The organism is Pseudonocardia pini (genome assembly GCF_013870575.1).
GTDB classification, from domain to species: Bacteria; Actinomycetota; Actinomycetes; order Mycobacteriales; family Pseudonocardiaceae; genus Pseudonocardia; species Pseudonocardia pini.
In genome coordinates this window covers 1-23,292 of sequence record NZ_JACBXB010000002.1, presented here as the reverse complement: position 1 = coordinate 23,292, position 23,292 = coordinate 1, and the positions used below count along the sequence as shown (strand labels likewise).

The window sequence follows — 23,292 nt, the reverse complement described above, 5'->3', positions numbered from 1 at the left end:
ACACCCGATCAGCGGTAAGCGCGCAGGAGCGCCCTGGCCGCCGAGGGTGTCGAACGCTTCGCTCGCACGCACGTGGCAAGCGGGCTGTCGCGAGGGCGGCCGACCATCTCGTACTCACTCGAACGAGTGACTGGCTCCGCGGGAGGCGCCGAGTAGCGGGACGATGCGCCGGACGTCGGTAGTGGTTACCCCGGAGGGCGTAGCGGTAACGGTGGGTGATCTTCTGGCGATGGGTGGATAGCGCACGAGGGGGATGGCTGATGCCGAACGGGTTCCGGGTGGGGAAGCGATGAGTGTGGAGACTGGACCGGCCGGGCCCGTTCGCTGATGGCACGGCTGCACGTTCTGGGGGACTGGCACGGGCCGGGCGAGGAGAAGGCCGCGCGGCGGCTGGCGGCCGAGCTGCCATCGTCGTGGGACGTAATCGCGGGCCGTCAGGTCCCGCACAACATGAGCGCCGTCGACCTCGATCTCGTCGTGGTGGGCGAGAACGGCGTGTACGTCTGCGAGGAGAAGGCGTGGGGGCCGCACGTCGTCGTCGGGGAGGTCGGGTGGTACTCCAATGGCGAGCACCGGCCGAATCCCGGCAACCAGGTCGTCCATGCCACGAAGGTCCTCGCCGGGCGGCTGCGCGAGAAGGTGGCCGGCTGGGCCGGCGCGCAGCGGCAGCTGCCGCGCGGTGTCCATCCCGTCGTCGGGCACATCGTGATGTCGCACGACGCGCTCCGGCTGGAGGGGGCGGCCGAGCTGGGTGCGAACGTCGTCGTCCGGCTGAAGGATGCGGCCTCGGTGCTGGTGGCGGAGGACGCGGCGCTCCCGCCGACGATGGCCCCGCTGCGTTCGTCGCTGATGAACTACCTGGTCGGTTTGCCACAGCGGCGGGACGCGGAGTTCCCACCCACGATCATGATGTACCACGTCCTGGGTAAGCCCTCGGTCCAGGGAAACACCCTGACCTTCCCGGCGCAGACTCCGGCCGGGCACCCGGTGATGCTCTACTGCGTCCCGGTCGCCGGCTCGGAGAACCCTGCTGAGGCGGCCCGCCTCGCGGTGCGGGACCACGATGCGCTCGACAGGCTCGCTGCGGCGCGCCGCACCTGGCGGGTCCAGCAGTGGTTCGACTGGGAGGGCTACCGGGTCACGCCGGTCATTGTCGCGTTGGACGCGTCGAGCCTGGGCAAGTTGGCAGCCGAGAAGCTCCCGCCGCACGTCGAGGGCCGGGTTCCCGAGCAGATCGGCGTGGCGGTCGTGCACGACGCGTTCACCGCGCTGGCCGAGGTGCACTCCGCCGGGATCCTCCATCGTGCCCTCCAGCTCCGAACTGTCGAGGTCACACCGGCGAACCGGGTTCGGTTCCGGGACTTCAGCCGCTCCAAGCTGCCCCGCACCCAGACCATCGCCCCGTCGCTCGACGAGGACCATCCCTCGGCGGCCTTCCAAGCACCCGGCACGCCGCTGGAGTTCCTGACCGCTCGTGACGACGTCTACAGCCTCGCGCTCTGCCTCACACAATGGTTGCGCGGCGACCCGTCGGACCAGCCGGACCATGCCGAGGCTCGCGAGTGGGTGCAGTCCTATCCCGCCGTCGGGGCGCTGTTGGCTCGCTGTCTGTCGCCGCGCTACGACGACCGTCCGGATGCCGCCGAGGCTGCCGATGCAACGGCACCCCAGCCGATGCCGATGCCGAAGCCGATCCCGCCACCCGTCACGCCGCCGGTGAGCCCCGCGCTCCTCGAGCCGGGGGCGCTGCTTGCTGCGCGGTATCGAATCGACCGCAAGCTCGGCGAGGGCGCGTGGGCGGTCACCTGGCTGGCTTTCGACGAGAAGCTCGGGGAGCCGCGCACGCTCAAGCACATGCGGCCCGGTCGCGTCGACTACGCGCAGGTCCTCGACGAGTATCGCCATGGCAACGCGTTGCGCAGCTCGCGGTGCGCTCGGCCGTACGACGTGCTCGACGCGCCCGAACCCGGCGTCCTGGTCCAGGAGTACATCCCCGGCCAGACGCTGGTGGAACTCACGGCGGGGCGCGACCTCGACGCGGAGCAGTTCCGTCGCATCGCCGTGGACGTTCTGCGCGGGCTCGCCGACGCTCACGAGCAACTCGTCTACCACCGCGACGTGAGCCCGACGAACATCATCGTGCGGGACGACGGCAGTGCTGCGCTCATCGACTTCGGCCTGGCCGCGAAGGCCGACGCTGCGCAGTCGGCGGTCGGATCGCCGCCGTTCACCGCCCCGGAGGTATGGGCACGGCGGCACTGGACGCCGGCGGCGGACATCTACAGCGCCTGCGCGTCTCTGCTGCGGGTCATGCTGGGGCGGTACCCGTACTCCGGCCCGGGTGTGGAGGAGCGAGAGGTCCTCGTCCCGCCCACCGAGGCGCACTTCGCCCGCTTCGGCCGGGCCCTCCTCACCGCGTTGTACGAGGGCGTCGCGGCCGATCCGGGCACACGGCCTCAGGACGCCGCGACCTACGCGGACCGGATCCTGCGCGCCCGCGACACGTCCGTCCGGAGTGGACGTCCGGTCGTGAACCCGACCGTCGCCGCACTCCGTGGGTTGTACCGGCGCAGCGGGATCGGGAACGCCGGAAACCGCGGGATGGACGACGACTTCGCCCGTAGCACCTACGCGCAGACGCTGCTTGACACGGCACTGCTACCGGCTGTCGTCGGGGGCGAACTGGATGTCGTCGTGCTCAGCGGGAATCCGGGGGACGGCAAGACGTCGTTCCTCGTGCAGGTCGGGGTGGCACTCGACCGTCGCGGTGCCACCACCAGACGCTCGGACGCGGCGGGATGGACCAAGGAGCTAGACGGACGCACCTTCAGTGCTGTCTACGACGCCTCCGAGTCGCACGGCGAGCTCAGCTCGGACGATCTGATCCACGCCGCGCTCACCCCGTCCGGTGGTTATGCGCACACGGCCCTGCTCGCGGCCAACGACGGCCGGATCGCCCAGTTCCTCACCGACTTCGGTGACCGCTACCAGGAGCTGGCCGAGGAGATCGACCGGCAGCGTGCAGGAGAGCCCGCCGAAGGACGAATCGTGCTGGTCGACCTGAAGCGCCGCGCGCTGGCGACCCCGGACCGGCGAGCCGCCGGGCTCGGTACCGACGTCCTTGCGCTGTTCACCGCGGACGAGCGATGGGAGGACTGCGAGAACTGCACCGCCCGGGACGTCTGTCCGATCCGGGACAACGCCGAACGGCTTCGCACCCCCGGTGCTCGTGAGGCGGTGTCCGAACTGCTCCTGACCAGCCATCTCCGACGGCGTCGGCGCGCCACGATGCGAGACGTCCGGTCGGCCTACGGGTGGCTGATCACCGGAGACCTCTCCTGTGAGGACGTGCACGCGGAGAATCGGTCGGGGCAGGACCCGCGTGCGGGATCCGGCCGCCGTGCCCCCGATCTGGCCTTCGCGGCGAACACCGGTGACTACCTCGTCGAGGAGTGGCGGGAGCTGGACCCGGCGCGGCAGGCGGCTCCCGCCGCCGCTCGCGCGGCCAGGTCGTCGAGGTCGCTGGTGCCCGACCTGGCCGCAGTCACGACGGAGTCGCTCGGCCGACTGAAGCGGTCGTTGTACTTCGGCGAGTGGACCGCTCCCGGCGGCCGCGCCGAGGTGCGGAGCTACCGGTACTACGAGGAGTACCTCGAGGCGCTGGACAAGCCGGGGTCCGCGCTGCCGCGGGTGCTCCTCGGGCTGTCCCGGATCCTGGCCTTCCCGCGCTTCGAGGGGGAGGGGCTCGGCCTGCGCGACCGCACCTACGACGATCCGGCGGTGCGCGCGATCGTCGTGGTCAAGGAGCTTCCGGCGTCGACCTTCGAGCTGGCCGCGGTGGGGTCGGGTTCGGGCTACATCGAGTCTTTCGCCGACCGCCTGGAGCTGCGGCACGCGCGCGGCCAGCGACTGGCGATCGCTCTCGATGCCGCAGAGCTCATCCTGCGCGCAGCCGACGGCGAGGTCCTCGGCGACACCGCCTCCGCGGCGCTGCGTCAGGAGATCGAGGGGTTCGGGCAGCGGCTACGGCTGGAGCCTGCGCGGTCGGTTCTCGTCGTCGACGGGGCCGGGAACAGGCTGACCGCGGAGGCGGTCGACGGCCGGATCATCGGGAGGCGACAGTGACGATCAGCCTGCCCAAGGCGCTGCGGACGTACCAGTACCGGCCGCTGACGGTGTTCTCCCTGCTCGACGTGGACACAGATCGGGTACTTCCTCGCCTTCTCGAACTCTGTGTGAAAGGCGGCCGCTCCAGCCCGCCGACAACCGACGCCGAGGATTTCGCGGGTTATCGGGACCAGATGCTGGCGTCGGGTGCCGTCGTCGGGTTCGACGAGAAGGCGGACCGGGTGCTGCTTGACGGCTGGCTGCGGTCGTGCGTGGTGGAGATGGGGACGGTGGGCCTCAGTCGAAAGGGCGAGCAGATGCTCGCTGCCGCTCCGTTGAGCCTCGCCTCCTATCGGGCGGGCCTACCCACCCAGCGAGCGCGACACCGGGGAGTCGACGACGTCGTATACAGGCTCCTCGTGGAGGATCTGGAGCGCCGAGGCGCCGGCAACCCACGGGCAACCCTCCGCGAGACCATCGCCCGTGCCACGGGGAAGGGGCTCACTCTGGGCCCGGAGCCGCGATGGGATCCGCAGCTGATGAATGCCGACCAGCTCGACATCGGCGCGCTGCTGGAGTTCCGCTTCGTCCAGGGCATCGAGATGGGGGACGCCCGCCCCGTTGTGGGTGGTGTGTTCCCGAGTCCGCTCCCCGGAGTCGCAGCCGATCTCGGAGCGACGCTGCTCGCGCACGTGGAGTGCTACGGGGACCGGCTGCCGACCCCCGCGTTGATGTCGACGTTCTCCGCTCTTCTCGCGGTGGGACTCTTCACCTACACCTTGCGCACCGACCGCGTGGCTCGAGAGCTGATTCTCGCCGGCGAGCGGCCGGCGGACATGGCGGAGTCCGCTCCGGCGTCGGGCCTGGAGCTCTACTGCGACTTCACCGGTGATCTCGGCTCGGAGTCGGACCGGATGTCCCGCCGCTGCATCGAGCGTGACCTCGACCGGGTTCGACAGGCCTTCCGCGACCGCATGACCTTCGTCGTCGTCGAGAACGCCCTGTCGCGCGTCCCGGAGGAGATGCAGCGGATCCGCGCGCTCCCGCGCCCAGACGAGTTGGTCGCGCTTGCAGCGCTGAAGGGGCATCGAAGGGTCGAGAGCTTCGCGGGAGCTCGGCTCGACGATCTCATCGACGGGGCCTCCGAGGAGGGCGCCACCGAGGCGGAGATCGAGTTCCTGCGCCGGATCCAGGCGTCCGACAGCTCCGAGCTGGACAAGCTTCTCGACGTCCTGGACTACGTGAACCAGTCGAAGGCGACGAAGAACTCCGTGGACTGGTACGCCAGTGTCGGCGGGATCAAGAAGCCCTACGGGATCCTTCAGGGAAGCAAGCCGCACCGCCGCAGTTGGCGTTACGCCCCGAGTGACGAGCTCCTGCAGGCGCTCCTACTGGCGGTCTTCGTCGACTCGGACACCCGAGTCGTGAGCTCCCGACTGTCTCTGCGCGCCGTCCTCGACCTCCTCCACGAGCGGTTCGGCATTCTCATCGATCGGCCGCCCGCCTTCCTCGACGGCGCCGAGGCCCGTGCCGCCGCGGACGCCAACCTGGAGGCCTTCAAGGTCCGCCTGCAGCTGCTCGGCTGCTTCGACAGCCTCTCCGACGACTTCTCCGTGCAGGTCGTCCACCATCCCCTCGGAGCCGCCTGATGCCGGTGACGTTCCCGCCGCTGCCCACCCTCGTCGTCGAGAAGATCGCCGAGCAGCTCGTCGAGCAGACGGACGCCCATGCACCGGGCCACTGCATGCGGATCGACTCGATCCGCTCCGATGACGCACCGCTGCTCGTCCGTGCGGTGCAGGTCGCCCTGCCGAACGACGTCGCCGACGTCCATGTGCTCGCCGACGACCCCGCCACCGCCGACGGGCAGGTGGTGATCGCCGCGGAGCGCGCGGTCGAGTTGCGGAACCGCAAGGAGCGCCAGCTCCTCTTGATGGTGCCCGTCGGATCGGGCTCCGCCGCGAGCTCGCTGGACAACAGCTTCGAGCGCACCGACCTCTCCGGGCTGCTGCGCGCCGCGGCCGACGCGTTGGTGCAGGACCTCGACGACGACCTTCGCCGTGCCGTCCAGCGGGTGGCGCGAGCACTGGGGCGGAACCGGCCGGTCGAGGCGTGGGCGCGGTACGTGGCCGCGATCTCCGCCGACCCGGAGTGGACAACGTTGGGCCGCATGCTCCCTGAAGTGGGACTCATCCCCGACCTGGGCGGTGACGATCTGAGCGAGCGGCTCGACCGCAACGCCCGGTGCGTCAAGGAGATCTCCCGGCCGCTGCGGGCCGTCGCCTCGGTCGCCGACCGGATCACAGCTGCCGGACTGCAGGCGGGCGCCGTCCGCGACCGGATCGCCCGCTACCTCGGCCGCCCGGACGTCGACCTGTCCAATGCGCACGCCTGGGCGGCCGGTCTCGTCGACGAACAGCTGACCTTCGACTGTTGGCCGCTGGCGATTCAGCAGTCGGTGCCGATCCACACGGTGACCGTCGTGCCGTTCCTCAAGGAGGACGGCCTGCTCCGGGTGGGTACCAAGCTGAAGCAGGACGGCCCGGGCACGCTCCCGTACGCCGAGATCGGCGAGTCGACCCCCGCCTCGGTCACGGTGACCTGGAAGACGGACCCGGACAAGTCCGACGAGGTCCATCGCTGGCTCGTCGAAGCGCTGCCCCCGGAGGACCTCCGCGAAGCGGACGCCGAGCCCGTCGCGCGGACCACGGTGAAGGGGGACAAGCGCCGGGCGACCGTCAAGATCGAACTCGACGAGGACGACCTCGCCGGGGCGGCTCTGCTGTATCTCCGGGTCACCGGCCTCGACGCCGACGGCCAGCCGGTCCTGCTCACCGACCGCTCCGAGGCCGTCGCGGACGGCGAGCAGTTCGCCCTGCGGTGGGAGGCGGAGGTGCTCAGCACCAGCGGACGCCGTTCGACCGCGCTCTCCCTAGCCCAGGCTCGGCTCGACGCCGCGCTCGACGGGCAGAACGACCTCTCCGAGGATGCCCCGAGCTGGAGCGGCGGAGGCTTCTCGCTGCGTCTCGGCGGCCGCCGCACCGTGCTGCTCGGGCTCAGTCCCGTGCTCGTGGACCTGCAGCGCAGGGCGTTCGCGGAGCAGGGTCGCCGGACACTGTGGACCACCGAGGGCAGGCAGGGGGAGTTGCTGGACCAGCGGGACATCGAGGGCCACGCCCTCGCTCTCCCGCCGACGCTCGCCGAGCGCCGCCGCAAGCTCTTCGCGACGCTGGCCGCTCGCGCGCCCCGCGACGTCGTCGAGACCCTCGACTGGGACGAGGGACTGCGCGAGGAGGTCGCCGCCTACTGCCAGACCTATCGGCGGGCCCTGGACGCGGTGGCGGACGACGAGACCCGGTTCGCGTTGCTGACCATGGACACGGTGTCGATCAGCATCGACACGGCTGGGCACCTCCCCATCGCCGCCGTCGCCGTCCTGCCGCTGCACCCCATGCGACTGGCGTGGTTCGCCGAGCACGATGCGGTCCTGCGCTCCTGGGCTCGCGAAATGATCGACGCCGGGATGCCCAAGGCGCGACGGAAGCTGTCTGTCGACTCGCGCCTCGCCGCCCGGATCACCCCCGCGAACCTGCCGTACACGGTGCTCGCGGTCGAGGGCTCGCCGCTGGTCTACCTCCGCGAGGCGACGCTCGGCACCGGCCTGTACCTCGACCCGGGCGAAGCGGAGCCCGGTGCCGCCGTCCAGGCAGTGTTCGACATGGTCGGGCTGGACCGCCGTGACGTCCCGCCGGACCTGCCACCGTCCGTCGTCGCGGAGCGCATCGAGGCGTACCGCACCGTGCATCCGGGTCAGGACTCGGTGCGGATGCTCGCCTACAACCCGGGCTCCGGTGAGCTCGTCGCGCAGGCCCTCGCGGCGTCGGCACTCAAGCAGACGACCGATGACGACGACGTCGTCGCCCCGCCGCCGCGCGTCGAGGTGATCGCCTACAGCCGCAGGCCCTCGTTCACGGACCCCCTGGCTGCGCTCACCGATCTGCAGAAGCAGGTCGCCTCCCAGCAGGTCCGGGGTACTCGGAGCTACCTCACTCCGGCGCTCGGACTGAGCGTGCGGCCGCACCACGAGCTCTCCGAGCAGTCCGCCGCCGCACAGCTGAGCGTGGTGTCCGACCTCGCGCAGGTGTCAGCCTCCGGAGCCGAGCAGGCGCAGGACGTCGCCGCCTCGTTCCGCAACCTGTTGACGCCAGCCACGACGGTCCGGGTCGCCGACGGCAACGGGATCGCCTGGCGCACCGCCCCCGCCCTGCGCGCTCGGGGGCGGGACGGCGCGGCGGACGTCGTCGACTGCCACCGGGCCTACCAGCGCGCCTTGGCGACGCGGCTGGGCTTCCCAGGTGCAGGGATGGCGGTCACCGCGCGACTCGGCTCCGACGAGGTAGCCGCGCTGCACGCGGTCCATGAGCGTTCGGACTGGGTGCTCACCCTGGACCGCAACGTCGGAATCGACCTATTCGCCGAGGCGGTCGCGGCCGAGGGCCGGGAACGGCCGTACATCCTGGACTACGCGCCGGACTTCATCGAAGGCCTCGGCCCACGCCTCACCGTCACGACGAGCCATCGCGGCGAGGTGACCCGTCTGCTTGCCGACGCCATGACCGAGCTCGATCTGGCCACCGTGGACGACTCGATCCGCGACATCCTGGGCAACCTGCAGATCGTGTCGGGGCGGCTGGCCCTGCGGCTGGTGGGCAAGTCGAGTCTGGCCACCGAGGCGGTCAGCCTCGCCGCACTGGTCGCGTATCTGCGCCACCGCGGGGAACTCGACGACACGGTGATCGTGCCGGTCGACGCCCATCAGGAGATGTTCGGAGACGCCGGCGACGCAACCGGCTCGCGGCGCTGCGATCTCATCCTCGTCCGGGCGACGAGCCGCACCCTCCGCATGGAGTGCGTCGAGGTGAAGTCGAGGAAGGCGGCGGCCCTGCCTGCCGCGCTCGTCGACGACATCGTCGAGCAGGTCGACGCCACCCGCAGCATGTTGCTGGACACCTTCTTCCGCGCCGACCCACCCCGGATCGACGCCCAGCTCCAGCGCGCCCGGCTGGTCGGCATCCTGCGGCATCACGCGGACCGTGCACTGGCCACCGGCCTGCTCGACGACCGCCGCCGCGCCGACGCTGAGCGCATGTTCGAGAAGGTGGAGGACGGCTCGCTGGTGCCGGAGATCGGCAGGCGGGGGTATGTCGTGAGCCTGGGGGCCAAGGAGGTCTTCCCACGAGAGCATCGCGGAGTAAGCATCGAGGTGCTCACCGCCGAGCACCTCGCGCCGATCGGGCTGCGCGCGAGCCACAAGGCCCCGGTGGTCACCCCGGATGGCGACGTGCAGTCCGCGGCGGCGACGACAGCCGGGGCCGAGGGGACTATCGGGTCCTCCACGGCGGCTGAGAGAGGATCTGAGCGGTCGTTGCAGCAGGACCCGAGTCGGGGTCCCGCCCCTGAGGTCGCGGAGGCTCAGGAGCTGCGCGAGGCGCCAGCTCGGCCCTCGCCGCGGCCCCGTCCGTCCCCGCGACCGCGGTCGGCGATGCCGGTCGAGGTCCCTGGGACACAGCCGGACCATCGTGACGCCGCTGCGCCTCGCCCGGTGGCGCCGCCTGAGACCCCGGCAGCGGCGGTCGAGCCCGCGCTGCGTCCGGAGCCTCCGGTGCCCACCAGTTCCGAACCACCTTCCGTCGAGCTCCCTGCTGCCACATTGGGCGCCAGCAGTGTCGACCGGCGGGCCCCGCAACAGGTCGAGGTCGTCCTGGGGCAGGACGGGCACGGCGAACCGGCGCGCTGGCGGATCAGCACGGCAGGTAGCCCGCACATGTTCGTGCTCGGGATCCCCGGCCAGGGCAAGTCCGTGACGACCCGGCACGTGCTGAATTCGTTTGCGGCCCAAGGCCTCCCCGCACTCGTCCTCGACTTCCACGGCGACATGGCAGCGGAACCGGCCGGCGGCGCCGCGGTGCTCGACGCCTCCGAAGGCCTCGCCATCCGGCCCTTCGAGATGCGGGACGACAACCACCGCCGCTCGGCCCAGGCCGCGTGGGAGCTGTCCGAGGTGATCGCCTACGTCTGCGGGATGGGGGAAATCCAGCGCAACGGCGTCTACGAGGGTGCACGGGAGCTCTACGAGCGCCACGGCTTCGGCTCCGCAGGTGGACCGACCGGCCTGCCCTCGATGACCGAGCTCGGCGAGATCATGTCCGAGTTGGAGGCGTCCGGGAGGAGCAAGAACACCGTCGCGCGACTCCGACCGCTGACGGACTTCGGCCTGTTCGTCGAGGACCAGGACTCCGGTCCGACCTTCGCCGACCTGCTTCGCCGCGGTCTCGTGCTCGACGTCCACGGGCTCATGGAACAGGTCCAGCTCGCGGCGGGAGCGTTCGTGCTCCGCAAGGTCTACCGGGAGATGTTCCGCTGGGGCGCCACCGGTCGCCTGCGCCTCGCCGTCGTCCTGGACGAGGCCCACCGCCTCGCCCGAGACGTCACCCTCCCCAAGATCATGAAGGAGGGACGGAAGTACGGCGTCGCGGTGGTCGTCGCCAGCCAGGGCGTGGACGACTTCCATAAGGACGTCCTCAGCAACGCCGGTACCAAGGTCTCGTTCCGCTGCAACTTCCCGCAGAGCAAGACTGTCGCGGGCTTCCTCCGAGGCCGCGAGGGACAGAACATGTCCGTGGCGCTGGAGAAGCTCGGCGTGGGGGAGGCCTACGTTTCCACGCCGGACCAGGCCGAGGCCAGGAAGGTATTCATGTCCCGCGAGTGACGATGCTCCTACCGGTGTGGGCGGCGCAGCTCAGTGAGCCGCGCCCGGATCGGTGAGGTCGGTCTCCCTCGAAGGTTCAGGGGCGGGTCGAGCGTGTCGAGGACTTGCTCCTCGAGTCGTCCGAGGTCGTCCGGGTCCGGGTAGGGCGCCGTGACGACGACGAGATGCGTGGACATCCACTCGGTCAGCGCTGTTTCGTCGATCTCGGGCGAGTCCGCGGCGTGCGCCAGGATCGCGCCGAGCGTCCGGCGGAAGGTCGAGAACTCGTGGCGGCCGCCGAGGTGCATCCCCGCGATGCGGGACCACAGGGTGTTGGTCGAGCGACGGCCACTCGGCCAACGAGTCGCTCCCGCGAGCCCTGCGTAGATCAGGCCCGCGGTCAGCGGGATGCCGAGCCCGGCGCTGAGATCGCCGGCTCCTTCCTCGTCGACCCACCAGCTGTAGAGACCGGGCACCTTGAGGTCGTCGCTGCCCTGGGCAAGGAAGGCCGCCGGGGCCAAAGCCCCGGAGGGATCAGCGAGGAACTCAGCGATACTCGGCTGTGGGGCGGTCGCCGCGACGGACGTGGACACGCCGTCCATCCGCGTCGCCTCGACACCCACCGCAGACGCGTACCAGCTCAGCCGTTGACCGACGCCGAGCCCCGCCAGCGGGAGCGTGATTGTGGCGCCCTTCGCCAGCAGCTGGTCGTGGATGGCGTCGACGTAGGTCGATCCGGCATGGACCTCGATCGTCTTCCCAGCCAGCGGGCCTGCGAGAAGGGCCAGTCGCTCGACGACCCAGGAACCCCATGCGGCCCGGTAGCTGCGGGGCGTGTCGGGGAGATACCGCTCGTACGGGGCGAGCCATTCGTCCGGCCCGACCAGGCCGTACTCGGCGGACAGAATGAACCACGGCGCTTGTTGCCGTTCGGCGTAGGCGCGCTGCTTGGTGAACAACGGTGAGGTGTAGAGGTCCTTTGCCGCGGCGGGTGTGGAGCGCTTGGCCTTCACGCAGGTCACGAGAATGAGGTCGGCCACGGGAATGACGGTAGTGCGCCTGCTGGCACGGCTATGACGCACTAGGGACAGGTCTGGGCGAGCGGGCTAGCTGAGCAGGCGCCTCAGGCTGTGCCGCCGCCTACTGGGACTCCGGCGATGGCTGGATCCGTCAGAACGACGGCGTGGCAGACCTCGGCCGTGACGCGGCCGGGTCGACTTGACGGGTCGAGTCGCGCGTCGAGGACGACGATGCCGTCGTCGGCGGGGTGCCATTGCAGTGTCTGGCCCCAGGGGACGACGAGCCGCACGCCACCCAACGGCGCGACCGCGGGATTCGTCAGCAGCTCATGAAACTCGGAGCGGCTGAGCGAAGGGTCGATGCCGCCGGCGCGGTCAAGGACGGTCTCGATCGGGCCGGTGTGTGCGTGCAGGGCCGAGACGACGCCGTCGACGAGCGGCTTGAGCAGCCCGATCAGGCGACCACGCCATCCTGCCGGCGGCGACACCGTCAGCCGTACCGCGAAAGCGGTAGGCGGGATGTCGCTGGTCGTGTGAGCGACCAGCGCCCCTCGCTTGGCCGCGAGCCACCATCGTCCGGCCTTCGGGTCGGCGAACAGGTCGGGCGGCGCGTCGAGGTCGAGCGACGCCAGACGGTCGCCTTCGTGCCAGAACCCCCAAGGGGCGGCCGCCGAGGAGAGGGCGTAGCGGTGGCCGTGGTTCCAGTCGTGGGGCGGGTTGGCGTAAGACCGCTCGAGGACGAGGCCGTTGCGCGCCGCGTCTCGAAGAGCGCCGGCGCCGAGGTTGTAGGTGAGGACGTTCTCGATGTCGACGCGGCTGGTGTCGTCTGACTCGTACACCGCATGGAGAACCTGGCCTGGTTCCGCCATGAGCGCACGACAGGCCTGGGCGAGGTCGCGTCGGAAGGCGAGCAGTCCGTCCCTCGGCTCGAAGGGGAGCCGGACGCGGGAGAACCCCTCGACAACGCGGCCGGGCTGGGGAGTGTGGACCACATAGTCCGGCTGGTCCTCTCGGACGGTCTGGCGGCGACCGACCTCGGGTGCGACGACCGAATCGACCAGAGCCGGGTCCATATACCGAGCGTGAACCGTGTCAGGCCAGGACCTCGGCGCCGCCAGCCGGGCCGCTTGGACGAGGTCGTCGAGCGTGCGGGCATCGAAGGTCGTGTCGTCGGTCAGGCATCGGCGGTAATGGGCGGCGGCGCTCGTGCAGGCGGTGTTGCCCATGGGGGAGAGCAGGACGAACCTGCCGCTGCCCCAGTCGTCCTTGGCGAGCGTCTGGAGGGCGAGCAGGTGGTCGAGCCAGATCTGCTGCAGGGGCAGCCGCATCAGCGCCGGGAGCGAGTCCTGATGGAAGACACCGTGCTCGGCTGCGAGCTTCGGGTACCTGCCGTCTGCGTCTTTCGCGGGGCTTCCGCTCAGGTCCTCGTGGTACTTGACCTCGATGCCCAGAAAGGAGCGGCCTCGGTCGCCGTCGCAGTCGACGAAGACGTCGAAGGCCGAGCGGTTGCCCGTGTAGCGCATGCTGCCGCGGCCCGGCGACCACTCGAAGCGAATCTCTCGAACCGTGCGAATGTCGGGCCACATCATCTGCAAGGTCTTCGTCGCGAGGTCGAGATCCTCGGCGAGGGGGCCAAAGAGGTTGAAGCAGAGCGGCTGGCTGGACAACAGGTCGACCCAGAGCCGGGGCCGGGACAGCGGCGCTCCCGACTCAGCCGACATCTCGACCGCCCGCTGTACCTGGTTCCGTGCTGACGGCGTCAGGTAGTTGCTCAGCGTGGGCGGTTCGGCGTCTGCCGGCTCGAGGCGAGATCCGAGGCGGCGGCCGTTGTGCTGGCCCGCGGGGAGCCCGTGCGCCTCGCGCCACAGCGACTGGTGCAGCCGTGCTCGTTGCTGCCAGGCGTTGTCACTGCTGACGAAGGCGTCGTGGGCGTGCAACGTCGCTCCCTCGATCACGCGCTCCGTACACCGCAGGTCGCGCTCAGCCCGTCGGAGGCGTCGGTCGGGCGTGGCTCCGTTCGCGGCCATGGCGCAGACGACGACTCGGCGCGGATTCGGACGGCGGGGAACTCTTCGGCGCGGATGGCTCGGTAGAGGGTGGAGGTTTCCACTCTCAGGAGCTCGGCGGCTTCGGGGACGGTGAGGAAGGTGCGGGTGCTCGGCATGGCCCGATCCTCGTTCGCTGCCGCTCACACCTCGTTCGCTCTCGTTCGCAAAGGTGGGGGTGGCATGCGGGAGGCGAGGATTTCGGCGGCTTTGCGGTCGGCGGCGGCGACCCAGGCTGCATAGACCTTCAGGGCCGTCGCGCCGCCTGCGCCGTTGCCGAGGCGGCCCGCGACGGTGCGGAGGTCGATGCCGGCGGTGAGGAGCTCGGTGGCGGAGAAGTGGCGGAGGGCGTGGAGGTGGGTGTCGATGCCGGCTCGTTCGGCCATCGACTTGTACCGCTGGGTGACGGCGTTGGGGGAGTAGGGCTCTCCGGGGTGCTGTGGCCGGAGAAGACGAAGGTCTTGTCGGTCAGGTGAAGGTCTTGTCGGTCAGGTGGGTGCCCAGCGCTTGCAGTCGTTCGGAGACCTGCTCGCGGTCTTCGCGGAGGAGCTCGCCGCGGCGGATGCCGGTGGTCATGACGAGCCAGATGAGGGTGCCCCAGTCGTCGTCCATCGCGAACGCTCGGTCGAGCAGGATGGCGGCTGGCGGGGTGTGGGTGGGTCCGGCTCGGGGACCTTGGGGCGGGGGATGCGGGTGCCGCGGGCGAGGTTGCTGTCCAGCCAGCTCCGGCGCACGGCGCTCTGCATGGTGCCGCTGGTGACCCAGTGCCTCTGACGGGCGGTGGACGCGGCGAACGGCTGGCAGACGTGGTCTCGACGGCCGCGACGGGGTGCAGCGCAGGCGGCAGCGTCGGAGGTCGGCGTAGAACTACTCCAGGACGCGGGGGCTGAGGTCGCGCAGCGGCAAGTCACCGAAGGTCGGGAGCAGGGTGAGGTCGAGCAGGCCGGGGTAGGCGCGGCGGGTGCTCTCCTCGAGCTCGGCGGCCCGCAGCCACTCGCCGGAGACGTCGCGCAGGGACACCGAGCTCTCGACGGTGCGGGAGACGTCCACGCGCCGCAGGAGGCGGGTCAGGTGCTTCTCGGCCCGCTTCCACGCCGCGGCGTCGGTGCCGTGGACGGTGGCGGTGAGCGTCGAGCGGCGGCCCGTGACGGGGGCGGTTGCGGCCGAGACCCGCACCTGCAGCGACCCGCCGCGGGCGCGGATGGTGCCGCGTCGGCGGGGGTCGGAGGGGGTGTTCGGCGGGCTCACGAACTCGAGAAGAGAAGAAGCTCGTTCGCGGGTTCGTGGCCGAAACTGTGGCCAAGCGGCCGCGGGTCGATCGTGAAACCCGCGTTTCCGCAGGTCAGGGTGGTGCCCCCGGTGAGATTCGAACTCACACTGGACGGATTTTGAGTCCGCTGCCTCTGCCGTTGGGCTACGGGGGCGCACCGGTGCCCAGGGTGTGTTCTCGCTCGCGTCGGGCGGGATCACACGGCCGGGGCAACCAGGGAGCAACCTTATCGCCGGTACTCTTGAACCTCGCGCTCGACCCGTCCCACTAAGGAGAACCTCCCGTGAGCCAGCCAGTGTCCGAGGACAAGACGACCGACGACGGTCCTGCCGTCGGCTGGCGTGTCCTCGTGGTGGAGGACGAGGCGCTGATCCGCCTCGACCTGACCGAGATGCTCGGGGAAGAGGGTTACCGGATCGCGGGCGAGGCCCCCGACGGTGAGGCGGCCATCGAGATGGCCCGCGACCTCAAGCCCGATCTCGTGATCATGGACGTCAAGATGCCCAAGAAGGACGGCATCGAGGCGGCCGCGACGATCGTCGACGAGAAGATCGCCCCCGTCGTGATGCTCACGGCGTTCAGCCAGCGCGACCTCATCGAGCGGGCGCGGGACGCCGGCGCGATGGCGTACCTGGTCAAGCCTTTCGCCCGGCACGAGCTGGTGCCCGCGATCGAGCTGGCGGTGTCCCGCTTCGCCGAGAAGCGCGCGCTGGAGGACGAGGTCGCCTCCCTCAACGACCGGTTCGAGACCCGCAAGGTGATCGACCGCGCCAAGGGCCTGCTGATGGCGAAGCAGAGCATGACCGAGCCCGAGGCGTTCCGGTGGATCCAGAGGACCGCCATGGACCGCCGCACCACGATGAAGGCGGTCGCCGAGGCCGTCATCGAGGGGCTGGCCCCGGCCAAGGGCTGACCGCCCGCCCGCACCACCGCGTCACCCACTCGGGGCCGCCTCTTTCGGGGCGGCCCCGAGTCGTGTCCGGAGCCGGAAACACCTGTTACTCAGCGGTAATGCCCCCGGGGCTGGTGCGACTTTGGCCACGTGTTAACGGCGTCTGCGCTGGTCAGCGGCTCGGCGCTTGATAACGATCTGATAACGTCGCACTGTAGGTCACTCTGTGGTGACGCTCCGCGATATCCGGTTGCGGTCTGGTAAAGCTGGCCGGTCTCGGGATGACGGCCCCCCTTCCGTTCCCCTAACGTCCGCGACGCTCACGAGCACTGATCGTGAACGAGGCGGGTCGTTTCGGGGGCCGCCCTAGACGTGGTTGGTACGGAAGGACACAACATGAGTCGGACGCGGAAGGTCGCCACGACCGCCGCACTGCTCGCCGGGGTGCTCGCGCTCTCCGCGTGCAGCACGAACCGCGAAGAGGCGTCGGGCGGCGGCGGAGGGACCTGCGACACCAGCAAGGGCACCCTCGTCATCGGCTTCATCGCCCCGCTCTCGGGCAGCCTGTCCGCCCTGGGCCTGGGCATGAAGAACTCCACCGACCTCGCGGTCAACCAGGCGAACCAGGCCTGCAAGGTGCCGGGCTACCGCCTGGCGCTGCAGGCCGAGGACGACCAGGGCACCGCGCAGATCGCGGGCCAGGCGGCCACCAAGCTGGCGTCGGACCCGAACGTGGTCGGTGTCGTCGGCACGCTGAACTCGTCGACCGCCCAGGCGGCGGCGCCGATCCTGGCGCAGAAGAAGATCGTCGAGATCTCGCCTGCGAACACCAACCCGGCGCTGACCCAGGGCGACAACTACGCCACCGCGCCGAACCGGCCGAACGCCACCTACTTCCGCACCGCGACCACGGACGCCATCCAGGGCCCGTTCGCCGCGCAGTTCCTGGTGCAGAAGCAGGGCAAGAAGAACATCGCCGTGATCGACGACGGCAAGACCTACGGCGCGGGTCTCGCGGCGCAGTTCGCCGCCGAGGCGCAGAAGCTGGGCGCCACGATCGTCACGCAGGCGAAGGTCGGCGAGAAGGACACCGACTTCTCCGGTGTCATCACGCAGGTCCGTGCGGCCAACCCGGACGCGGTCTACTACGGCGGCGAGTACCCGGTCGCCGGGCCGCTGTCGAAGCAGCTCGCCGACGCGGGCCTGAACATCCCGCTGATGGGCGGCGACGGCATCGTCGACGCCACCTACACGCAGCTCGGTGGCCGCGAGGGTGACTTCGCGACCAACGTCGGCGCCCCGCCGGAGCAGCTGCCCAGCGCGAAGGCCTTCATCGACGCGTACGCCGCCGCGGGCTACCCGGAGCCGTACAGCGCCTACGGTGCGCTGACCTACGACGCGGCGAACGTGATCATCGACGGGCTCTCGAAGGCGGTCGGCAACGGCACCTTCTCCGACGCCACCCGCGACGGACTGATCTCCGCGGTGCAGGCCACCAACCTGCAGGGTGCGACGGGCGCCATCTCGTTCGACCAGTTCGGTGACACCACCAACAAGCAGCTGACCGTCTACTCGGTCCAGGGCGGCTCCTTCAAGCCGCTGGAGACCGGGACCTACACGGCGAGCTGACCGGGCGGCCCCCTACAGGGGCGCTGCTGAAGCAAGTTCACGAACGGGGACGGGCCACCACACCCGTCCCCGTTCGTGCACGCGGGTGGAGGAGACCCCTCGGTTGTCCACGTTCCTGTCCCAGATCGCGAACGGGCTGATGTTCGGCTCGTTGATCGCCCTGATCGCCATCGGCTACACGATGGTCTACGGCATCATCACGCTGATCAACTTCGCCCACGGTGAGATCTTCATGGTCGGCGCCTACGGCGGCCTGGCCACGCTGACCTACTGGGTGCCCACGGCCGTCGTCGCGCAGTGGTACTTCGCGCTCCCGATCGCCCTGGTCGCGGGCGCACTGGTCGCCATGCTGGTCGCCATCGCCATGGAGCGCTTCGCCTACCGGCCGCTGCGCAACGCGCCCCGGCTGGCTCCCCTGATCACCGCGCTCGGGGTCTCGGTCGCCCTGCAGGAGGCCGTCCGGGTGTTCTATCCCGGCGCCACCGCGGCGATCCCGTTCCCGCCGCTGTTCCTCGACGGCGCGTTCGTCATCCCGATCGGCGACGGCGTGGTCATCCGCTACACCGGGGTGCTGCTGATCGTCGTCTCCCTCGCCCTCGCCTTCGCGCTGGAGCGGTTCGTCGAGCGGACCCGGCTCGGCCGCGCGATGCGGGCCACCTCGCAGGACCGCGACGTCGCGCGGCTGATGGGCATCGACCCGGACCGCGTGATCGTGCTGACCTTCGCCATCGGCGGCGCGCTCGCGGGGGTCGCGGGTGTGCTCTACGGCAGCTACCTCAACAACATCAACATCGACATGGGCTTCCAGAACGGCATCTTCGCCTTCACCGCGGCGGTGCTCGGCGGCATCGGGAACATCCGGGGCGCCGTCGTCGGGGGCCTGGTCATCGGCCTGGTCAGGGCGCTCGGCGGGCAGTACCTGCCGGGCGGCACGGCCTACGACTACGTCTGGATCTTCGTGGTCCTGATCATCGTCCTGGTCTTCCGGCCGCAAGGCTTCTTCGGCGAGTCCGAGCGGGTGCGCGCATGAGCACGACCATCGACCCGCCCGTGGCGACCACCGCACCCCCCGTGCAGCACACCGGCCGCTTCGGCGCCGTGCTGAACGCCGTGGCCCCGTTCGCCAAGATCGGCATGATCGTCGGCGGGGTGCTCTCGGTCCTCGGCGCCTTCCTGCCGTGGGTGACCTTCGTGCTCAACGAGGGCGCCTACCCGGAGCGCGCGTCGCTCAACATGTTCGTGGAGCCCTTCGGGGTCTCCGGCTTCCGGCTGCACATCACGCTGCTCGGCATCGCCGCGATCGTGATCGCGCTGCTCACGGTCCCGGCGAAGCACCGGATCGTGCGCGGGCTCGGGATCGGCGTGGCGGCCGTCGCGCTGCTCAACGGCATCTGGATCACCGTGGAGGGCGGCGGCCTCGGCGCGATCACCGCGGCGGACGGGACGATCGCGTTCGGCGCGATCGTGGCGCTGATCGGCGGCCTGGTCACCGTGCTGGCTGCGACGTCGGGTGGGCTCGAGGCCCGGCCGGAGTGGGAGTGGGAGCTCCCGTGGTGGGTCGAGTGGATCCTGCTGCTGGTGATCTTCGCGCTCGTCCTGCTGCTGGTCGCCGAGGTGCTGACCAGCGGTGGCCAGGGTGGCGTCGTCAACCCTTACGCGGGCGTGGTGTTCCTGTCCCTGCTGGCCGCGCTGTCCGGGGCGCTCAGCGCGCTGAGTGCCTCCGGGCTGCTCACCTGGGTCGGCGTGGTGTCCGAGCGGCACCGCGTGTTCAGCGTCGTGGTCCTGCTGCTGTGCGCGCTGGCGCTGCCGTTCACCGGCGCGGGCACCGAGTACTGGATGACGGTCGCGTCGAACATCGGCGTGTACGCCGCGACGGCGATCGGGCTGAACATCGTCGTCGGGCTCGCGGGCCTGCTGGACCTCGGGTACGTCGCCTTCCTCGGCATCGGGGCGTTCACGGCGGCCAACCTGTCCGGCGCCGCGGCCTCGGCCGTCGGCATCCACCTGCCGTTCCTGCTGGTCATGGTGATCTCCGCGGTCGTCGCGGGGATCTTCGGCGCCATCGTCGGCTCGCCGACGCTGCGGGTCCGCGGGGACTACCTCGCGATCGTCACGCTGGCCTTCGGTGAGATCTTCGTGCGCAGCGCGCAGAACAACATCGCAGGCCTGACGGGCGGCGCGAACGCCATCCCGAACATCCCGCCGGTGGGTGTGGGCGGCTTCCAGTTCAACGACTCGATCACCATCGGTGCGCTCCGGCTGCCGAGCGGCGTCATGTACTACGTGGCGATCGTGCTGCTGGTGGCGTTCGTGATGCTGGTGTTCGGCAACCTGAAGAACTCGCGCCTCGGCCGCGCCTGGATCGCCATCCGCGAGGACGAGGACGCCGCCTCCGCCATGGGCATCCGGACCGGGCCCATCAAGATCCTCGCGTTCCTCATCGGCGCGATGCTGGCCGGCCTCGCGGGCGCGTTCTTCGCCCACAAGACCGCCGTCGTCGCGTACGACTCCTTCCGCTTCCTCGAGTCGGTCACCCTGCTCGCCGCGGTCATCCTCGGCGGCATGGGGACCATCCCGGGCGCGGTGCTGGGCGCGTCGATCCTGTTCGTCCTGCCGGAGAAGCTGCGCGAGTTCGCGGACTACCGGCTGCTGCTGTTCGGCCTCGCCCTGATCCTGATCATGCGGTTCCGGCCGCAGGGCATCATCGCGGACAAGCACCGCAAGGCCGAGCTCGCCGACGACGATCCCGAGGACGTGGCCCGCGAGGGTCCCGGCGCCCTTCCGACGGAGGTGAAGTGACATGAGTGAGAGCACCGAACTGCCTCCGGAGCTCGAGGCGCCTCCCGAGGAGGTCAAGGCCGAGCTCGCCGACGACATGCACATCGCCACGGGCACCCGGGAGCCGATCCTGGAGGCCGCGGGCGTCACCATGCAGTTCGGCGGGCTCCGCGCGCTGAACGAGGTGACCATGTCGCTCAAGGAGGGCGAGGTCATCGGCCTGATCGGGCCGAACGGCGCGGGCAAGACCACCTTCTTCAACTGCCTGACGGGGCTGTACACGCCGACGTCGGGTGCGGTCACCCTGCGCGGCAAGCCGATGCCGCAGGACCCGAGCCGGGTCACCGAGGCGGGCGTGGCCCGGACGTTCCAGAACATCCGGCTGTTCCCGTCGATGACCGCGATGGAGAACGTCCTGGTCGGCAGGCACGTCCGGATGAAGCAGGGGCCGGTCTCCTCGCTGCTGCACGGGCCGCGGTTCCGGCGCAGCGAGGCCGAGGCGCGAGACCGCGCCGAGAAGCTGCTCGCCTTCGTCGGGCTCACGCGGTTCTCCGAGGAGCTGGCCCGCAACCTGCCCTACGGCGACCAACGCAGGCTGGAGATCGCCCGCGCGCTGGCCACGGACCCGTCGGTGCTGCTGCTCGACGAGCCCACGGCGGGCATGAACGCCCAGGAGACCGAGGCGACCCGGCAGCTGATCTTCGCGATCCGCGACCTGGGCGTGTCGGTGGTGGTCATCGAGCACGACACCAAGTTCATCTTCACGCTGTGCGACAGGGTGTTGGTCCTCGTCCAGGGTGAGCTGCTGGTCGAGGGCACGCCGGACGAGGTCCGCGGCGACCCGCGGGTCGTCGAGGCGTACCTGGGCGCCCCGCCCGAGGAGATCGAGGCGCAGCTGCACACCACGGAGGGTGAGTCCTGATGGCGTTCCTCGAGGTCCGCGACCTGGTGGTCGCCTACGGGGCGATCCAGGCCGTGCGCGGGGTGTCGTTCGACGTCGAGCAGGGCCAGATCGTGTCCCTCATCGGCTCGAACGGCGCGGGCAAGACCACCACGCTGAGGACGCTGTCCGGGCTGCTGCGGCCGGTGTCCGGCACCATCTCGTTCGACGGCGAGCAGATCCAGAAGCAGCCCGCGCACTCGATCCTGTCCCGCGGGATGGCGCACAGCCCCGAGGGCAGGCGGCTGTTCGCCCGGATGACGGTCGAGGAGAACCTCCGCCTCGGCGCGTACACCCGCAAGGACGAGGAGGGCATCGCCAAGGACATGCAGCGGGTCTACGACCTGTTCCCGGTGCTGGGGGAGCGGCGCGGCAACAAGGCCGGGCTGTTCTCCGGGGGCGAGCAGCAGATGCTCGCGATCGGCCGGGCGCTCATGTCGCGGCCGAAGCTGCTCATGCTCGACGAGCCCTCGATGGGCCTCTCGCCGATCATGACCCAGCTGATCTTCGACACCGTCAAGGAGCTGCGGTCCGAGGGCACCACGGTGCTGCTGGTCGAGCAGAACGCCCTTGCGGCGCTGGGCCTGTCCGACCGGGCGTACGTGATCGACCTGGGCCGCACCACCCTCTCGGGCACGGGCCACGAGCTGCTCGCGGACCCGCGCGTGCAGGAGGCCTACCTCGGCGAGGGCGTCGGGGCCGAGTAACGACCCACGAGCGGCACTCCCGTGCGGACCCACCGCACGGGAGTGCCGCTACGTCCTGGGGCGGCTGTCCCGGTGCAGGCACGTGAGCCGCGCCGTGCAGGTGCGGCGGCCCTGGTCGTCGGTCAGCACGATCTCGTGGGTGGACGTGCTGCGCCCCACGTGGATCGGGCGGGCCACGCCGGTGACCCAGCCCTCGGTGACCGCCCGGTGGTGGGTGCAGGCCAGCTCCAGGCCGACGGGGAACCGCTCCGGCAGGGCGTGCTGGGCGGCCAGGACCGAGCCGAGGGTCTCCGCGAGCACCCCGCTCGCGCCGCCGTGCAGCAGGCCGTACGGCTGCAGGTTGCCCGCCACGGGCATCCGGCCCCGGACCTCCTCCCGCGAGACGGCGAGGATCTCGATCCCCATCCGGTCGTTCAGCTGTCCCGGAGGCATGTCCTGCAGGGCGGGGACCTCAGCGGCGTCGATCGGCACCCGACGACCCTAATCGGTCCAGCCGCGCGTACTGCTCGGGCGTGAGCCGCACCGCCCCCGCGGCCAGGTTCTCCTCCAGGTGCGCGATCCGCGTGGTGCCCGGGATCGGCAGGACGACGGGGGCGCGGGCGAGCAGCCAGGCGAGCGCGACCTGGGTCGGGGTGGCCCCACACTCCGCGGCCACGGCCGCCACCTCCGCCTCCTGCCCCGTTCCGCCCGCGGCGACCGGGCGCCACGGCAGGAACGCGATCCCCGCCCCGGCGCAGGCCTCCAGGACCGGCTCGTGCTCGCGGTCCAGCAGGTTGTACCGGTTCTGCACGCTCGCGACCGGCACGATCCCGCGGGCCTCGGCGAGCTGTGCGACGTCCACCTCGGACAGCCCGACCCGCCCGACGGTCCCTTCGTCACGGAGCTCGCGCAGCGTCCCGACCTGTTCGGCGAGGGGCACGTGCGGGTCGACGCGGTGCAGCTGCACCAGCTCGATCCGCTCCACGCGCAGGCTGCGCAGGGCCCGGTGCACCTGGGCCCGCAGCACCTCGGGCCTGCCGTCGATCGTCGGGCCGGGCGCCGCCCCGACCTTCGTGGCGATCACGAGGTCGGCGGGGTACGGGTGCAGCGCGGTGGCGATGAGCTCCTCGTTGGCCCCGCCGCCGTAGCATGTGCATCCGGCGCAGGTCGAAACCGGT

At 70.6% G+C, this 23,292-nt stretch carries 16 protein-coding genes, 1 tRNA gene and 1 pseudogene; 9 read left to right on the top strand and 9 right to left on the bottom strand.

Going from position 1 to position 23,292, the window contains the following annotated elements; translation table 11 throughout:
• Positions 1 to 327 precede the first annotated feature (327 nt).
• Genes H5J29_RS00410 through H5J29_RS00400 form a run of 3 tightly spaced genes read left to right on the top strand, consistent with a single transcriptional unit; the run spans position 328 to position 10,876 of the window.
• Positions 328 to 4,125 (top strand): protein kinase domain-containing protein, encoded by a 3,798-nt coding sequence (locus H5J29_RS00410; RefSeq protein ID WP_181778842.1) that lies wholly within the window; start codon positions 328 to 330, stop codon positions 4,123 to 4,125.
• Positions 4,122 to 5,756, top strand: coding sequence for a methylation-associated defense system protein MAD7 (mads7, locus tag H5J29_RS00405; protein WP_446686470.1), 1,635 nt, complete (start codon positions 4,122 to 4,124; stop codon positions 5,754 to 5,756). Before H5J29_RS00410 ends, mads7 begins: the two co-directional genes overlap by 4 nt.
• Entirely contained in the window at positions 5,756 to 10,876 is a 5,121-nt protein-coding gene (locus H5J29_RS00400; RefSeq protein ID WP_181778840.1) for a helicase HerA domain-containing protein, read from the top strand. The genes mads7 and H5J29_RS00400 overlap by 1 nt, the downstream gene beginning before the upstream one ends.
• Positions 10,877 to 10,884: 8 nt before the next feature.
• Here the strand turns inward: H5J29_RS00400 and H5J29_RS00395 are convergent, their stop codons facing one another.
• The 7 genes and pseudogenes from H5J29_RS00395 to H5J29_RS00365 all read right to left on the bottom strand — a co-directional run bounded on the left by H5J29_RS00395 (position 10,885) and on the right by H5J29_RS00365 (position 15,343).
• Positions 10,885 to 11,895 (bottom strand): DUF6884 domain-containing protein, encoded by a 1,011-nt coding sequence (locus tag H5J29_RS00395; RefSeq protein ID WP_220186835.1) that lies wholly within the window; start codon positions 11,893 to 11,895, stop codon positions 10,885 to 10,887.
• Between the two features lie 83 nt (positions 11,896 to 11,978).
• Positions 11,979 to 13,829, bottom strand: a complete 1,851-nt coding sequence (locus tag H5J29_RS00390) for a PGN_0703 family putative restriction endonuclease (RefSeq protein ID WP_181778839.1) — start codon at positions 13,827 to 13,829, stop codon at positions 11,979 to 11,981.
• The gene (locus H5J29_RS34580; RefSeq protein WP_181778838.1) at positions 13,826 to 14,038 is read right to left on the bottom strand and encodes a helix-turn-helix domain-containing protein; all 213 of its coding nucleotides are present in this window, start codon (positions 14,036 to 14,038) and stop codon (positions 13,826 to 13,828) included. The genes H5J29_RS00390 and H5J29_RS34580 overlap by 4 nt, the downstream gene beginning before the upstream one ends.
• A gap of 24 nt (positions 14,039 to 14,062) precedes the next feature.
• Positions 14,063 to 14,308, bottom strand: a pseudogene (locus tag H5J29_RS00380) (hypothetical protein); the annotation flags it as partial.
• Positions 14,309 to 14,387: 79 nt separating this feature from the next.
• The gene (locus H5J29_RS00375) at positions 14,388 to 14,531 is read right to left on the bottom strand and encodes a hypothetical protein (RefSeq protein ID WP_181778837.1); all 144 of its coding nucleotides are present in this window, start codon (positions 14,529 to 14,531) and stop codon (positions 14,388 to 14,390) included.
• 255 nt (positions 14,532 to 14,786) lie between these two features.
• The gene (locus H5J29_RS00370; protein WP_181778836.1) at positions 14,787 to 15,167 is read right to left on the bottom strand and encodes a hypothetical protein; all 381 of its coding nucleotides are present in this window, start codon (positions 15,165 to 15,167) and stop codon (positions 14,787 to 14,789) included.
• Positions 15,168 to 15,267: 100 nt separating this feature from the next.
• Positions 15,268 to 15,343: transfer RNA gene (locus H5J29_RS00365), tRNA-Leu, on the bottom strand.
• 129 nt (positions 15,344 to 15,472) lie between these two features.
• Here H5J29_RS00365 and H5J29_RS00360 point away from each other — a divergent pair.
• The 6 genes from H5J29_RS00360 (at position 15,473) to H5J29_RS00335 (ending at position 22,135) form a co-directional block, all read left to right on the top strand.
• Positions 15,473 to 16,102: an ANTAR domain-containing response regulator gene (locus H5J29_RS00360; RefSeq protein ID WP_181778835.1), complete on the top strand. Its 630-nt coding sequence runs from the start codon at positions 15,473 to 15,475 to the stop codon at positions 16,100 to 16,102.
• 375 nt (positions 16,103 to 16,477) lie between these two features.
• Entirely contained in the window at positions 16,478 to 17,710 is a 1,233-nt protein-coding gene (locus H5J29_RS00355) for a branched-chain amino acid ABC transporter substrate-binding protein (RefSeq protein ID WP_181778834.1), read from the top strand.
• Between the two features lie 103 nt (positions 17,711 to 17,813).
• Entirely contained in the window at positions 17,814 to 18,740 is a 927-nt protein-coding gene (locus H5J29_RS00350; RefSeq protein WP_181778833.1) for a branched-chain amino acid ABC transporter permease, read from the top strand.
• Positions 18,737 to 20,509, top strand: a complete 1,773-nt coding sequence (locus H5J29_RS00345) for a branched-chain amino acid ABC transporter permease (protein WP_181778832.1) — start codon at positions 18,737 to 18,739, stop codon at positions 20,507 to 20,509. Before H5J29_RS00350 ends, H5J29_RS00345 begins: the two co-directional genes overlap by 4 nt.
• Before the next feature lies 1 nt (position 20,510).
• On the top strand, positions 20,511 to 21,410 hold the full coding sequence (locus tag H5J29_RS00340) for an ABC transporter ATP-binding protein (RefSeq protein ID WP_246393217.1): 900 nt from the start codon (positions 20,511 to 20,513) through the stop codon (positions 21,408 to 21,410).
• Complete coding sequence (locus H5J29_RS00335) at positions 21,410 to 22,135, top strand: ABC transporter ATP-binding protein (RefSeq protein ID WP_246393215.1); 726 nt, start codon at positions 21,410 to 21,412, stop codon at positions 22,133 to 22,135. The genes H5J29_RS00340 and H5J29_RS00335 overlap by 1 nt, the downstream gene beginning before the upstream one ends.
• Before the next feature lie 48 nt (positions 22,136 to 22,183).
• Here the strand turns inward: H5J29_RS00335 and H5J29_RS00330 are convergent, their stop codons facing one another.
• A complete protein-coding gene (locus H5J29_RS00330; protein WP_181778868.1) occupies positions 22,184 to 22,567 on the bottom strand; it encodes a PaaI family thioesterase in 384 nt (127 codons plus the stop codon).
• A gap of 19 nt (positions 22,568 to 22,586) precedes the next feature.
• Positions 22,587 to 23,292 (bottom strand): aldo/keto reductase (locus H5J29_RS00325; RefSeq protein WP_181778831.1); only part of this gene is annotated, 706 nt, incomplete at its 5' end.